Below are 14,121 nucleotides of genomic sequence, written 5' to 3' on the forward strand. Positions count from 1 at the left end.
CACTAGAGCGTTTTTTTCTTTCTACTCTCGGGTTTGCTGAATATCACTTTTTTTGAGATGCAAACCGTTTGCGTTCATTGTTAATGCTACGTAGATCTAACTTCCGACTATACTATTCAACGAAGTTAATAGGATGGACAATGATTATGAGTGAGGTTTTGTTAGCCGTATTTGCCGGTTTTATCGTCGGAGTATTATTTTCAGCAATAAAACTGCCAATTCCAGCGCCTCCGGTGTTGTCTGGAGTGATGGGGATTGTTGGTGTGTACTTAGGTGGGCATTGCTATCACTGGTTAGTAGAGAGATTTTTTTAATAATATCTGTGTGGGTAAGTATGAGGTGCTGGGGAATACCTAGAGTTCAATACTTATCGATATGAATATAAAGATGTACTTCCGTTGCAAAAAACAACGGTCTGCGGTTTAGGATTTATAACCGCGCGGTGACAAGGAAAGCAATTGGTTATTTCACCAAGTCTTCATGGAACCAAGTCCGTTCATTGAGTCTGGATGAGCAATAACAAAAGCCCTATCTATAACGAAAGTGCTTTGTAAATTGCCTCCAAAACTATTCAAACTTTTCGGAGAAAAAAATGAGCGATTTGAAAGCTGCCGCTTTGCGTGCACTTAAATTAATGGATCTTACCACTCTTAACGATGACGACACCGATCAAAAGGTAATTGATCTTTGTCATGCAGCTAAGTCAGCTGTGGGCAATACGGCTGCTGTTTGTATTTACCCTCGCTTTGTTCCTATTGCTAAGAAAACATTGCGTGAGCAAGGCACACCAGACGTTAGAGTTGCGACTGTAACTAACTTCCCTCACGGTAATGATGATATTGATATCGCTGTTGCAGAAACTAAAGCTGCGGTTGCTTATGGCACCGACGAAGTGGATGTTGTATTCCCTTATCGAGCACTGATGGCGGGCAATGCCGAAGTGGGTTTTGAGTTGGTGAAACAGTGTAAAGCGGCGTGTGGTGATACCTTACTTAAAGTGATCATCGAAACTGGTGAGCTAAAAGAAGAAGCACTAATTAAACAAGCCTCTGAAATCTGCATCAAAGCGGGTGCGGACTTTATCAAAACCTCTACCGGTAAAGTGCCAGAAAACGCAACACCAGAGTACGCGCGTATGATGCTAGAAGTGATTCGCGATATGGGTGTTGCAGATAGCGTTGGTTTTAAACCTGCTGGTGGCGTACGTACTGCGGAAGATGCTGCGTTGTACCTTGCTATGGCCGATGAGATCTTAGGTGATTCTTGGGTGGATAACCGTCACTACCGTTTTGGCGCGTCAAGCTTACTAACAAACCTACTAAATACGTTAGAAGTGACTGACGAAAAAGCAGACCCTGCTGCATATTAATAGTCTGAAAGAAGGCTTACTTAACGGTAAGCCTTTATTTTTAAATATTAAATTTTAGGGTAGGGCTTATGTATTTACCTCAAGAAATCATTCGTAAAAAACGTGATGGTGAAATTCTCACGACGGATGAAATCAACTTCTTTATTCAAGGTGTGGCGAACGATACTGTCTCTGAAGGGCAGATAGCCGCATTTGCGATGACTATCTTTTTCAATGAAATGACCATGCCGGAACGTATCGCGCTCACTTGTGCAATGCGTGATTCTGGGATGGTGATTGATTGGAGCCATATGAATTTTGATGGTCCGATTGTAGATAAACATTCGACGGGCGGAGTCGGCGACGTTACCTCTTTAATGCTGGGGCCTATGGTGGCGGCATGTGGCGGGTATGTTCCTATGATTTCAGGCCGTGGCTTAGGTCATACTGGCGGAACATTAGACAAACTTGAATCTATTCCTGGTTACAACATTACTCCAGATAATGATGTTTTTGGTCGAGTGACTAAAGACGCTGGTGTGGCCATTATTGGTCAAACTGGAGACTTAGCACCTGCCGATAAACGCGTGTATGCCACGCGAGATATTACCGCAACAGTAGACAATATCTCTTTGATTACCGCATCAATCCTCTCTAAGAAATTGGCCGCCGGCCTAGATTCGTTAGTCATGGACGTAAAGGTGGGTTCTGGCGCCTTTATGCCAACATACGAAGCATCAGAAGAGTTAGCACGTTCTATCGTGGCTGTTGCTAATGGCGCTGGCACAAAAACCACCGCAATACTGACGGATATGAACCAAGTGTTAGCTTCTTCGGCAGGTAATGCGCTTGAAGTGCGAGAAGCGGTGCGCTTTTTAACGGGCGAATATCGAAACCCTCGTTTACTTGAAGTTACCATGGCTTCTTGCTGTGAAATGTTAGTGCTTGGCAAGTTGGCAGATTCCACTGAGCAAGCTCGCGAAAAACTAATGACAGTGCTTGATAATGGCAAAGCGGCTGAGTGCTTTAATAAAATGGTGGCAGGCCTTGGCGGGCCATCAGATTTTGTGAGCAACTATACTCAATATTTACCCGAGGCTGAGATTATTAAGCCTGTGTTTGCTAAACAAATCGGCGTTATTACTCACATGGATACCCGAGCCATTGGTATGGCGGTTGTGGGCATGGGCGGTGGTCGTCGCGTGGCGACAGATACTATCGACTACGCCGTTGGCTTTGATAAGTTTGCACAACTTGGTGACGCCGTGGATGCTGAAAAGCCGCTGGCTTTCATTCATGCGCGTAACGAGCAGCAGTGGCAAGAGGCTGCAAATGCTTTGCAAGCCGCTATCCATATTGGTGACCCATCTCAGTATCAAGCAACACCTGTGGTGTATGCCCAGATAAGAGCCGAAGATTTATAGGCTAAGGATACAATAATGAAACGAGCCATAATTTTAGTTTTAGATTCATTTGGTATTGGCGCAACACAAGACGCCGATAAATTTGGTGATGTGGGTTCTGATACTTTGGGTCACATTGCTGAGCAATGTGCAAAAGGGTTAGCGGACAATGACACTCGCAGTGGTCCTTTAACACTACCTAACTTGTCTCGCTTAGGTTTAGGGTTAGCCGCTCAAGAATCAACGGGAACATTTCCTATTGGTTTAGATAGCAATGCCGACATCATTGGTGCTTACGGGCATGCTGCGGAAATTTCATCAGGCAAAGATACTCCTTCAGGTCACTGGGAAATCGCTGGTGTTCCTGTGTTATTTGATTGGGGATATTTCACTGATCTGGAAAATAGCTTCCCGCAACCATTGCTTGATCGAATCGTTGAACGAGCCGGTCTTAAAGGTTACTTAGGTAATTGCCATGCATCAGGAACTCAAGTGCTTGATGAGCTTGGTGAAGAACATATGCAGACAGGAAAGCCTATTTTTTATACCTCTGCTGATTCGGTTTTCCAGATCGCCTGTCATGAAGAAACCTACGGCTTAGATAACCTGCTACAACTTTGTCAGATTGTTCGCGAAGAGCTTGAGGACTACAACATTGGTCGAGTAATTGCGCGTCCATTTATTGGTGAAAAAGCCGGTGAATTTAAGCGTACCGGTAATCGTCGCGATCTATCGGTTGAGCCGCCAGCGGCAACTGTGCTGCAAAAGCTGGTTGATGAGAAGCAAGGCGAAGTGATCTCGATTGGTAAAATCGCGGATATCTATGCCAACTGCGGTATTACCAAAAAAGAGAAAGCTACCGGTCTTGAAGATCTGTTCAATTTAACTCTTGAGCAAGTTAAACAAGCACCAGACAACAGTATTGTGTTCACTAACTTTGTGGATTTTGACTCTTCATTCGGTCATCGCCGTGACGTGGCAGGTTATGCGGGAGCACTAGAATATTTTGATCAACGCTTACCTGAAATTTTGGCGATATTAGAGCCAAATGATGTGCTGATTTTAACCGCCGATCATGGCTGTGATCCAACGTGGCAAGGTACTGATCATACCCGTGAACATATTCCTGTATTGGTGTATGGGGATAAAATAGAAGCGGGTTCATTAGGTCGCCGCTCAACATTTGCCGATATAGGTCAGAGCTTGGCTCACTATTTTGGTACTTCAAAAATGGATTATGGAACTAGCTTCTTGAAATAAAAGAAGTCAATAGATTAATGCGCTAATAGGGCTTAGACCCTCATTAAAACAGAAAAGGAAAGATAAAATGGCTACTCCTCATATTAATGCAGAAATGGGTGATTTTGCTGACGTGGTATTAATGCCAGGTGACCCAATCCGAGCTAAGTACATTGCGGATACCTTTCTAGAAAACGTAGTTCAAGTGTGTGATGTACGTAACATGTATGGTTTCACTGGGACTTATAAAGGCCGTAAAATCTCAGTAATGGGACACGGCATGGGTATTCCGTCTTGCTCTATTTATGTCACTGAGCTAATCAAAGACTTTGGCGTTAAAAAAGTGATTCGTGTCGGCAGTTGTGGCGCGGTTCGCAGCGACGTTAAACTGCGTGACGTTGTGATTGGTATGGGCGCATGTACAGATTCAAAAGTGAACCGCATCCGTTTTAAAGATCATGATTTTGCAGCGATTGCTGATTACGGCATGGTGCGCAATGCAGAGCGTGCGGCAGAGAAACTGGGTATTGCAGCTAAAGTGGGCAACTTATTCTCTGCTGAGCTTTTCTATACTCCAGATCCAGAGATGTTTGACGTGATGGATAAATACGGCATTTTGGGCGTAGAGATGGAAGCGGCGGGCATTTATGGTGTGGCAGCGGAATACGGCGTAAAAGCATTAGCGATTTGTACTGTATCGGATCACATTAAAACGGGTGACCAAACAACATCTGATGAGCGTGCGACCACATTTAATGAAATGATGGAAATTGCATTAGAATCTGTTTTGTTGGGTGATGCAGAATAAGAACATATTTCCTTACAGAATAGTTTGTTACGTTCGGATCTCTATTTAATAAAGAAGCTTGGCTCTTAATGTAAGAACCAAGCTTTTTTTATGGGAGTTATACCAATCGTACTAAATAACTGATCACTTACTTAGTGTGATTGGTATTATTTTCTTCTCAGAACCAATGTAAGCAATACACCAGAGAGAAAACTCATCAATATCATCAGGTACATAGTGCGATCGCTATTGCGATAATGATGATCAGAAAAGGCAACGACACGCCCTTTTTCAAAGGTGATTCTGACATAACCAATAATGGCATCTTGGGAGAAAATAGGCTCAATAAGTTGTTGTTTACCTATTCCTGCTGAGGCCAGTGGTGTATCCATACCAAGGGATTCACGTACTGTCTTAGCGTTGGTACTAGAGGCTATTTTTATCCCACTATTATCATAGACAGTCGCATCTGCAACTAAGGTGTCGCGGGCTAATTGGTTTGCAAGATGACGTAGCTTTTCTTGATCTTCTGTCACAAGAAAGTCACTGGCACTCAACGCAGCTTGTGATATGAGAAGCTTGGTTAGAGTTTGCAGTTGCTTAGTTTGAATCTGTTGATTGCCTTGGCTTATGTTGACGCTATTGCGCACTATGGTCAGAAGCATAAGTACCAGTAACCCAATAAAGGTTACTTTAATAAACAGACGTAGAGAAAATAAAGATTCTTTCATTTCACCAAACGTAATTAATGTATGCCATTGCATAGTGATACTTGCGCAATCAAATTGCAATAGGGTAAGTTTAGGGGAATGTTTTCTTCGAAACGGATTTGAATTTTCATGGAAGTTAAAGAATTACAACGCATCAGTGCTTTAGGCAATGCATCTCAGCAGCAGTTAGCGGTTGTTTTTGCTGAGCAAAGCAATGAGCAATTAAGCCAAGTATTTAATAATGAAGAGTTATTTGCTAGCTGGACTGTGGGGCGTTATCAGGTATTGCTCACCAGTAGTGTAAGTATAGAAAAGCACATTACAGCATTGGCGAATGCTAATATCGATTTTGCGCACCTTAAAGATTTGCCAAATATGGCGGAACCGGGTTTGGCTCTTTTTGATATGGATTCAACCTTAATTGAGATTGAATGTATTGATGAAATAGCAAAACTGGCGGGTGTGGGTGAAGAAGTTTCCGAGGTGACTGAGCGCGCGATGCAAGGTGAACTCGACTTTGAACAAAGCCTAAGACAAAGAGTGTCAAAGCTCGCTGATGCTGATGAATCTATTTTGATGGAAGTGCGTAGTGAACTGCCTTTGATGGCAGAAGCAAAGCTGTTAATCGATGGCTTAAAACAAGCTGGCTGGAAAGTTGCAGTGGCATCGGGCGGTTTTACTTATTTTTCTAATCATCTGAAAGAGCTGTTAGATTTAGATTTTGCTCGCTCAAATCGACTTGAAATAGAGTCGGGTAAATTAACCGGTGCCGTGTTGGGCGAAGTTGTCTCAGCGCAAACTAAGGCGGATATTTTAGAGCAGCTTCGAGTGGAGTATCAGCTAGAGCGCAGTAATTGTATTGCCGTGGGTGATGGTGCCAATGATTTAGTTATGATGGCGGTGGCGGGATTGGGCATTGCCTATCATGCTAAGCCTAAGGTAGTCGAGCAAGCCCAAGCTGCGGTAAACTATGCCGATCTTGGTGGCGTGCTATGTATCTTATCGGCAAGCCACGTATTACACACTTTAAATAAAGAATAATTAATGGCAAAAGTAAAAACGGCTTACGTATGTAACGATTGCGGTGCGGATTTTCCTCGTTGGCAAGGGCAATGTAGCGCATGTGGTGCATGGAACACAGTGACAGAAGTTCGTTTAGCCGCTTCTCCGCAAGTGGCTCGTAACGAGCGTTTGACGGGATATGCAGGCAACGCCGAACAGTCAAAAGTACAAGTGCTGGCCGATATCGACTTACAAGATGTCCCAAGATTTAGCAGTACGTTTAAAGAGTTTGACCGTGTGCTTGGTGGCGGTATTGTGCCGGGAGCGGCTATTTTAATTGGTGGCAGTCCTGGCGCGGGTAAATCAACGGTATTGCTACAAACCATGTGCCGACTTGCCGCAGATATGCCAACGCTTTATGTCACGGGCGAAGAGTCGTTACAACAAGTGGCAATGAGGGCATCTCGTTTAGGTTTGCCGAAAGATAACCTGAAAATGCTATCTGAGACGAATGTCGATAAAATTTGTCAGGTTGCCGAAAAAGAGCAGCCTAAAATCATGGTTATCGACTCCATTCAGGTAATGCATGTGTCTGATGTGCAATCCTCACCGGGCACAGTGGCGCAAGTAAGAGAATCAGCCACTACGCTAACCCGTTATGCCAAACAAAATAATGTCGCCATCTTTATTGTCGGCCACGTAACTAAAGACGGTTCTTTAGCGGGACCAAAAGTGCTAGAGCATATTATCGATTGTTCAGTATTGCTCGATGGTGGCGCGGACAGCCGTTTTAGAACGTTACGTAGTCATAAAAACCGCTTTGGCGCAGTCAATGAGCTTGGCGTTTTTGCCATGACAGGACAGGGACTAAAAGAAGTCTCTAACCCTTCTGCTATTTTCCTCTCTCGCGGTGAAGAGCAAACTTCAGGCAGCTCTGTAATGGTGATTTGGGAGGGGACAAGACCATTGCTTGTCGAAATTCAGGCCTTGGTGGATTACTCACAATTGGCTAATCCTCGACGCGTGGCTGTTGGGCTAGAGCAAAACCGTTTATCTATGTTATTGGCCGTATTGCACAAGCACGGCGGCATGCAAATGGCTGATCAAGATGTCTTTGTCAATGTGGTCGGCGGCGTAAAAGTCACCGAGACCAGTGCTGACCTTGCATTGTTGATGGCACTGCTCTCTAGTTTTAGAGACCGACCACTGCCAAAAGATGTTGTAGTGTTTGGTGAAGTAGGGCTTGCAGGGGAGATTCGCCCTGTTCCTAGTGGTCAAGAGCGTCTTAACGAAGCTTTTAAGCATGGTTTCACAAAAGCTATCGTACCAAGTGCAAATATGCCTAAGGGCGGTATCGCTGGCATGCAGATACATGCCGTGAAAAATTTATCCGAAGCAATTCAGGCATTTGATGAGATGTAATCATTAGTTGTAAAAATATATTCGCAACAGGTGATTAAAGGCTCTTTTCACGGGCTTGATTCTCATCTATAGTTCTTGGATTGAAAATAAAAGGCGAAATTTTCGCTCAACAAGCACACAGAGCTATCAGTCTATGCAGATTGTGATATACTCTGCGCGCATTTTATATCCTATTGATAGAGTAAAACGATGACTGATTTATCAAAATACAGAAATATTGGTATTTTCGCGCACGTTGATGCGGGTAAAACCACGACAACTGAGCGTATCCTAAAGCTTACCGGCCAGATCCATAAAACTGGTGAAGTTCATGATGGTGAATCAACTACTGACTTCATGGAACAGGAAGCTGAGCGCGGTATTACAATTCAATCAGCAGCAGTAAGCTGTTTTTGGAAAGGCCACCGCCTAAACGTTATCGATACTCCTGGACACGTTGACTTCACAGTTGAAGTTTATCGTTCTCTTAAAGTTCTTGATGGCGGCGTCGGCGTATTCTGTGGTTCTGGTGGTGTTGAGCCACAATCAGAAACTAACTGGCGTTACGCTAACGAATCAGAAGTATCTCGTCTGATCTTCGTTAACAAACTAGACCGTATGGGTGCAGACTTCTACAACGTTGTTGACCAAGTTAAAAACGTTCTAGGTGCGACTCCTCTAGTTATGGTTCTACCAATCGGCCGCGAAGATGACTTCGTGGGTGTTGTAGACCTTCTAAGCCGTAAAGCATACGTTTGGGATGACACTGGTCTTCCTGAAAACTACGAAATCAAAGATGTTCCAGCGGACATGGTTGATGACGTAGAACAATACCGTGAAGAACTAATCGAGACTGCTGTAGAGCAAGACGATGAACTAATGATGGCATACATGGATGGCGAAGAGCCTTCTATCGAAGACATCAAACGTTGTATCCGTAAAGGTACTCGTGACCTAGCGTTCTTCCCTACTTTCTGTGGTTCTGCATTTAAGAACAAGGGCGTACAAATCGTTCTTGACGCAGTAGTTGATTACCTACCTTCTCCAACAGAAGTTGATCCTCAACCTCTAATGGACGAAGAAGGCAACGAAACTGGCGAACACGCTATCGTTTCTGCAGATGAAACATTTAAAGCGCTTGCATTCAAAATTATGGATGACCGCTTCGGTGCACTAACTTTCGTTCGTATTTACTCTGGTAAATTGAACAAAGGTGACACCATCATGAACTCATTCACTGGTAAAACAGAGCGTGTTGGCCGTATGGTTGAGATGCAAGCTGATGACCGTAACGAACTAACTAGCGCACAAGCTGGTGACATCATTGCGATCGTTGGTATGAAGAATGTTCAAACTGGTCACACTCTATGTGATCCTAAGCATCCTGTTACTTTGGAGCCAATGGTATTCCCAACTCCAGTAATCTCAATTGCTGTATCTCCTAAAGATAAAGGCGGTTCTGAGAAAATGGGTATCGCAATCGGTAAAATGGTTGCAGAAGATCCATCTTTCCAAGTTGAGACTGACGAAGAGACTGGCGAAACTATCCTGAAAGGTATGGGTGAGCTTCACCTAGACATTAAAGTTGACATCCTTAAGCGTACTTACGGTGTTGACCTAACAGTTGGTGCTCCTCAGGTTGCTTACCGTGAAACTATCACTCAAGCAATTGAAGATAGCTACACGCATAAGAAACAGTCTGGTGGTTCTGGTCAGTTTGGTAAAATCGACTACCGTATCAAACCAGGTGAACCAGGTTCTGGCTTCAGCTTCAAATCAACAGTTGTTGGTGGTAACGTTCCTAAGGAATTCTGGCCTGCAGTTGAGAAAGGTTTTGCATCTATGATGGAAAACGGTGTTCTTGCTGGCTTCCCAACTCTAGACGTTGAAGTTGAACTATTCGACGGTGGCTTCCACGCAGTGGATTCATCTGCAATCGCATTTGAAATCGCAGCGAAAGGCGCATTCCGTCAATCAATGCCTAAAGCTGGTGCGCAACTGCTTGAACCTATCATGCACGTTGACGTATTTACTCCAGACGATCACGTTGGTGATGTTATCGGTGACCTTAACCGTCGTCGTGGCATGATCAAAGATCAACAAGCTGGCGTAACTGGTGTTCGTATTAAAGCTGACGTACCTCTTTCTGAGATGTTCGGCTACATCGGTCACCTACGTACAATCACTTCTGGTCGTGGTCAGTTCTCTATGGAGTTCTCACACTACGCAGCATGTCCAATGAACGTTGCTGAAGAAGTTATTGCTAAAGCTAAAGCTGAGAAAGACAACAAGTAATTGTTTGTTCTTAAATAGCTAAAAAAGCCCCGATAGTGCAAACTATCGGGGCTTTTTGTTATGTAGTGTAGCCTGTTATTTAGCGTTGCTTGCCATGTACTGCAAACTAGGTACTGCAAACTAGCTTGTTACTCCTCCCACACCACGAATTGATCTTTTGGCCAATTAGCGCCAGTGTCATGATATTTCTTTTCTAGAATATGACGTTTGATCTTTAGGGTTGGGGTCAGTATCTGGTTCTCTATGCTCCAAGGCTCTTTTATGAGTAGCACACCTTTGATTTTCTCATGTCCTTCAAGAGTTTCATTAATACCTTGGATGGATCTATGAATACTTTTTTCATAGCGTTTTTTGTCAAAGTTAGGGAAGTTATGTGGAACTATTAGTAGTATAGGTCCCGGCATGCCCAATCCTACTAAACAAAGCATTTCGACACGTGCAACTTCTATAATCGATTTTTCGATAGGAACAGGCGCAACGAATTTTCCTTTGGCTGTTTTAAAGGTATCTTTTTTACGCCCTTGAATGGTGAGATAACCTTCAGAATCTATCGAACCTATGTCGCCAGTGTGTAGCCAACCCTGCTCATTAAAGGTACGAGCGGTCGCTTCATCATTTTTGTAGTACCCTGAAAACATCCCCTTACTGCGAACCAGTATTTCTTCATCGTCGGCAATTTTTAACTCGATTCCTGGCCCTACTTTACCGACAGAACCAATTTTAGATGGGTTAAATGGGTAGTTTAGGGTGCTATAGGCGAATGTTTCAGTCATTCCCCATGCTTCGGTTATATCAATGCCAACCTTGTGATACCACTCAAGTATTGCAGGGCTAATAGGCGCAGAACCACAGCCAAGAACTCGTCCTTGATCTAAGCCTAAGCCATCGATGATTTTCTTTTTAATGATGGAGTTTAGAATTGGGATTTTTAACAGTAAGTTAAGTTTCTTCGGTGGTAGCTTATCTTGAATTCGTTGCTGGAATAAGGTCCATAAACGCGGCACTGAAATAAATAAGGTTGGTCGATGCATTTTGACATCGTCAATGAAGGTATCCAGAGACTCCGGAAAGGCAGTCTCAAGTCCAGCCTGAATTGAGGAACCAAAAATGTATACTCGTTCAGTAATGTGTGCCAGTGGTAAATAAGAAAACATCCTATCGCCAGGCTGTATGCCTATATGATCAACAAGGTTCTTCACTGACCAACTAAAAGCCCCGTAGGTGAGCATAGCGCCTTTTGGCACGCCTGATGTCCCAGAAGTATAGACGATCGACATTAGCTTATCATCGTGGTGCTGTGGACGCTCCTCCGTATTAGGTGCATCATGAATCAGCTGTGCAAACTTGTATTGACACTCCGGTGCTGAATCATAAGGAAAAGAGATGGTAATCAGAGTGGGAAGGCGTTGCATGACCTCTGCAGTAGCTGCCGCATCATCAAGTTTACCTGCTATCAGCACAGTGCTTTCGCTGTGAGTTAAACAGTATTCGATGGTATCTGCACCAGCCGTTGGGAAAATAGGTACACTAATAAAGTCACCAAGCATGAGCGCAAGATCTGTGATAAACCATTCCACACAGTTTTTAGAAATGAAGGCGACTTTATCACGAGGTTTCAAGCCTAACTCTTTCAATGCCCCTGCAAATTTTAACGCCATATCAGCAACTTCAGCGTAGGTATAGCTGACAAACTCTCGGTCAATGATCTGTTTGAGGTAGATCTCGTCTGGTCGTTCCTGAGCCCATTTTAAAATCAACTCATTGGGTGGTGGGAGGGTACAAGGTGGGTTAGTGTAAACGTATTCTTGCGCTCCGTTCCCTGAAGCTATTTCCATAAACTGCCTTCCATTGGTTGCTTGACATTTATCAGAAGCTTAGCAGGTTTTTTATTTTGTATAGAAAAATTCCATTTATTATTGAATTAATAACAGCATATAACTTTAGGTTATTAAATAATGCTAAAAATAATATTAAATTGTGCAAATATTTTATTCTATAAAATAAGTGCGCAGATTATATATTTAACTTTCTATATTGAGTGGGTGTCATTGCAGTGTGTTTTTTGAAAACTCGATTAAAGTAAGAAACGTCAGAATAACCCGCTTGATAAGCGACAGAAGAAACTTTTTCCGCCGGAGAGTCGATTAGAATCTGCTGAGCTATATTGACCCTTTTCAAAGTAATATAATCTTGAAAGCTGACTTTGCGGTGTTTTCTGAAAAATCTTGAAAAATAGTTAATGGATAAGTTGGAAAGCTCTGCGACCTCTTCTTCTCTAATATCTCGGTTAATATTTACTGAGATATATTCTTCAATTTTTTTCATCCTAGTATCTAAGACAGGAGAAGTGAACGTATCGTCTTCGTCATAAAATAGGCTTGGTAGCAATGCGTCTTTTTCAAATTCAGAATCACTGCAAACGAAGGTCACATGGGATGTGTCGTAATAATTAGCCAATGACTTTTCTTTGTCGTAGATAGCGATGATCTTTTTGCCAAGGTTTTGACAGATCTTAAGCGACAACTCAAATAAAAATTTAAATTCTTCAGAGTAATAAAAATGGGCAACCTTGACCTCTCTTCGACTAAGAATAGAGATGTCAGAACCAAATTCGGAGAAGTTTGAGTCTATTCCAACCTGCTCAGCGGTGAATGCTGGCAATTGTTGCATAGATTTCCCGAGCCAATATCCTTTTGACTGCATGTTAAATCCTTACACTACTATATTAACTTTAGCTAATAAATGATTAGCTACTAAAGTTTATAGTCATATGACATAAAAGTGCAACATTTAATTAACTTTCTTGGGGCGTCTATTGAGCTCATAGACTAGAATGTATAGGTTAATTCTAAGGAGGTACGCAGATGAGCACTCAATGGATACCGACTACGATTGAATTCCTTTCTGATGAAGAAGCATTGACTGTTGTAGAGTATGTCATTGCTGCCGCGCTATTAGTTGCTGTTATCTCAACTGTTTTCTTTGGCTTACAAGTTGGTTTGAGCAACAAATTCAATAGTGCCATAGAGGGTGTTGGATAGAATAAGCCCACCTAATGTAAGGTAAAGATAATGCAATGTCTGGGTAAAATAATCCTAACACTACTCTTAACATTAAGTTACCTTTACTTGTGCAACCTAATTTATAGGTATAGGCGCTTACATTTTTGGAGAGTTAATTTATGGACAAATTTATTTCAAGTATCAAAAGTTTCGCACAAGACGAAGAAGGATTGACCGTTGTTGAGTATGTAATTGGTGCCGCGCTTTTAGTTGCAGCTATTTCTGTTGTCTTTAGTAATCTAGGTAACGACCTTAACAACAAACTAACTAACACAATCAGTAGTGTCGGTTCTTAATTAAAATTAATAATTAACTAAACCGCATTAGGTTTTCTTGGTGCGGTTTTATGGTTTTTATGAATAGTTATATAGTGTTTTGGTCATTACTTTTTTTAATCTCAATTAATGATTTAAAGTTTCATCGAATTCCAAATAAGTTGTTACTTATATTGTTATCTTTTCAAGCCCTCAATATACATATTTATGAATTACCTTTAGGTAATTTCCTCTTAGGTGGAACTCTTTTATTTTTTATTTCATTGATCATGTTTCTTTTGAAAGTGATGTCTCCTGGTGATGTGAAACTATTAGGAGTAGTTGGTTTTTGTGTAGGGTTAAATGATGTTGGAGGTTGTATCACATGGATTGTCTTAGCATCAGGCATCATTGGAACATTATTTACAGTATATAACTTTAGCTTCTTAGGAATAAAAAACCCGTTGCTGTTAATCAATGAACCAAAGCTATACACCAGAATCAATACTAACGCACAAAACTCAAATCCATGGAGATATGGAGATAAGTTAACCATGCCATTTGCACCATCGGTCATGGTTGGACTCGCACTGTTCTATTATTTTAATTAGAGGGATTTA

14 protein-coding genes are annotated in these 14,121 nt (G+C 42.3%); 11 read left to right on the plus strand and 3 right to left on the minus strand.

Annotated elements, in window-relative coordinates:
- Positions 1-146: 146 nt before the first annotated feature.
- The 5 genes from QV280_RS02655 (at position 147) to deoD (ending at position 4,798) form a co-directional block, all read left to right on the plus strand.
- The gene (locus QV280_RS02655) at positions 147-314 is read left to right on the plus strand and encodes a XapX domain-containing protein (protein WP_152822542.1); all 168 of its coding nucleotides are present in this window, start codon (positions 147-149) and stop codon (positions 312-314) included.
- 278 nt (positions 315-592) lie between these two features.
- Positions 593-1,369, plus strand: a complete 777-nt coding sequence (gene deoC, locus QV280_RS02660; protein WP_152822547.1) for a deoxyribose-phosphate aldolase — start codon at positions 593-595, stop codon at positions 1,367-1,369.
- Between the two features lie 68 nt (positions 1,370-1,437).
- The gene (deoA, locus tag QV280_RS02665; protein WP_152822551.1) at positions 1,438-2,772 is read left to right on the plus strand and encodes a thymidine phosphorylase; all 1,335 of its coding nucleotides are present in this window, start codon (positions 1,438-1,440) and stop codon (positions 2,770-2,772) included.
- Between the two features lie 15 nt (positions 2,773-2,787).
- Positions 2,788-4,011, plus strand: a complete 1,224-nt coding sequence (locus QV280_RS02670) for a phosphopentomutase (RefSeq protein WP_152822555.1) — start codon at positions 2,788-2,790, stop codon at positions 4,009-4,011.
- 67 nt (positions 4,012-4,078) lie between these two features.
- Complete coding sequence (gene deoD, locus QV280_RS02675; protein WP_021714686.1) at positions 4,079-4,798, plus strand: purine-nucleoside phosphorylase; 720 nt, start codon at positions 4,079-4,081, stop codon at positions 4,796-4,798.
- A 146-nt stretch (positions 4,799-4,944) separates the two neighbouring features.
- Here deoD and QV280_RS02680 read toward each other — a convergent pair whose 3' ends face one another.
- Positions 4,945-5,508, minus strand: coding sequence for a YtjB family periplasmic protein (locus tag QV280_RS02680; RefSeq protein WP_152822621.1), 564 nt, complete (start codon positions 5,506-5,508; stop codon positions 4,945-4,947).
- Positions 5,509-5,616: 108 nt separating this feature from the next.
- Here QV280_RS02680 and serB point away from each other — a divergent pair, with 108 nt between their 5' ends.
- From serB to fusA, 3 genes are all read left to right on the plus strand, one after another.
- A complete protein-coding gene (gene serB / locus QV280_RS02685; RefSeq protein ID WP_021714688.1) occupies positions 5,617-6,528 on the plus strand; it encodes a phosphoserine phosphatase SerB in 912 nt (303 codons plus the stop codon).
- A gap of 3 nt (positions 6,529-6,531) precedes the next feature.
- Positions 6,532-7,911: a DNA repair protein RadA gene (radA, locus tag QV280_RS02690; RefSeq protein WP_021714689.1), complete on the plus strand. Its 1,380-nt coding sequence runs from the start codon at positions 6,532-6,534 to the stop codon at positions 7,909-7,911.
- 189 nt (positions 7,912-8,100) lie between these two features.
- Positions 8,101-10,185, plus strand: coding sequence for an elongation factor G (fusA, locus tag QV280_RS02695; protein ID WP_152822559.1), 2,085 nt, complete (start codon positions 8,101-8,103; stop codon positions 10,183-10,185).
- 128 nt (positions 10,186-10,313) lie between these two features.
- Here fusA and QV280_RS02700 read toward each other — a convergent pair whose 3' ends face one another.
- The gene (locus tag QV280_RS02700) at positions 10,314-12,020 is read right to left on the minus strand and encodes an AMP-binding protein (protein WP_152822563.1); all 1,707 of its coding nucleotides are present in this window, start codon (positions 12,018-12,020) and stop codon (positions 10,314-10,316) included.
- A gap of 178 nt (positions 12,021-12,198) precedes the next feature.
- Positions 12,199-12,888, minus strand: a complete 690-nt coding sequence (locus QV280_RS02705; RefSeq protein ID WP_152822567.1) for a helix-turn-helix domain-containing protein — start codon at positions 12,886-12,888, stop codon at positions 12,199-12,201.
- A gap of 161 nt (positions 12,889-13,049) precedes the next feature.
- Here QV280_RS02705 and QV280_RS02710 point away from each other — a divergent pair, with 161 nt between their 5' ends.
- From QV280_RS02710 to QV280_RS02720, 3 genes are all read left to right on the plus strand, one after another.
- The gene (locus tag QV280_RS02710) at positions 13,050-13,226 is read left to right on the plus strand and encodes a Flp family type IVb pilin (RefSeq protein WP_152822570.1); all 177 of its coding nucleotides are present in this window, start codon (positions 13,050-13,052) and stop codon (positions 13,224-13,226) included.
- 140 nt (positions 13,227-13,366) lie between these two features.
- Positions 13,367-13,543 carry a Flp family type IVb pilin gene (locus tag QV280_RS02715; RefSeq protein WP_152822573.1) on the plus strand — a complete coding sequence of 59 codons (177 nt, stop codon included), beginning with the start codon at positions 13,367-13,369 and terminating at the stop codon, positions 13,541-13,543.
- Positions 13,544-13,602: 59 nt separating this feature from the next.
- Positions 13,603-14,112 (plus strand): prepilin peptidase, encoded by a 510-nt coding sequence (locus QV280_RS02720; protein ID WP_172972841.1) that lies wholly within the window; start codon positions 13,603-13,605, stop codon positions 14,110-14,112.
- Positions 14,113-14,121 lie beyond the last annotated feature (9 nt).

This window comes from Vibrio sp. B1Z05, from assembly GCF_052955985.1.

What these genes read in the sequence shown, in the direction of transcription:
- QV280_RS02655 (WP_152822542.1), top strand. Translation starts at nt 147, where the DNA reads ATGAGTGAGGTTTTGTTAGCCGTATTTGCCGGTTTTATCGTCGGAGTA.
- deoC (WP_152822547.1), top strand. Translation starts at nt 593, where the DNA reads ATGAGCGATTTGAAAGCTGCCGCTTTGCGTGCACTTAAATTAATGGAT.
- deoA (WP_152822551.1), top strand. Translation starts at nt 1,438, where the DNA reads ATGTATTTACCTCAAGAAATCATTCGTAAAAAACGTGATGGTGAAATT.
- QV280_RS02670 (WP_152822555.1), top strand. Translation starts at nt 2,788, where the DNA reads ATGAAACGAGCCATAATTTTAGTTTTAGATTCATTTGGTATTGGCGCA.
- deoD (WP_021714686.1), top strand. Translation starts at nt 4,079, where the DNA reads ATGGCTACTCCTCATATTAATGCAGAAATGGGTGATTTTGCTGACGTG.
- QV280_RS02680 (WP_152822621.1), bottom strand. Translation starts at nt 5,508, where the DNA reads ATGAAAGAATCTTTATTTTCTCTACGTCTGTTTATTAAAGTAACCTTT.
- serB (WP_021714688.1), top strand. Translation starts at nt 5,617, where the DNA reads ATGGAAGTTAAAGAATTACAACGCATCAGTGCTTTAGGCAATGCATCT.
- radA (WP_021714689.1), top strand. Translation starts at nt 6,532, where the DNA reads ATGGCAAAAGTAAAAACGGCTTACGTATGTAACGATTGCGGTGCGGAT.
- fusA (WP_152822559.1), top strand. Translation starts at nt 8,101, where the DNA reads ATGACTGATTTATCAAAATACAGAAATATTGGTATTTTCGCGCACGTT.
- QV280_RS02700 (WP_152822563.1), bottom strand. Translation starts at nt 12,020, where the DNA reads ATGGAAATAGCTTCAGGGAACGGAGCGCAAGAATACGTTTACACTAAC.
- QV280_RS02705 (WP_152822567.1), bottom strand. Translation starts at nt 12,888, where the DNA reads ATGCAGTCAAAAGGATATTGGCTCGGGAAATCTATGCAACAATTGCCA.
- QV280_RS02710 (WP_152822570.1), top strand. Translation starts at nt 13,050, where the DNA reads ATGAGCACTCAATGGATACCGACTACGATTGAATTCCTTTCTGATGAA.
- QV280_RS02715 (WP_152822573.1), top strand. Translation starts at nt 13,367, where the DNA reads ATGGACAAATTTATTTCAAGTATCAAAAGTTTCGCACAAGACGAAGAA.
- QV280_RS02720 (WP_172972841.1), top strand. Translation starts at nt 13,603, where the DNA reads ATGAATAGTTATATAGTGTTTTGGTCATTACTTTTTTTAATCTCAATT.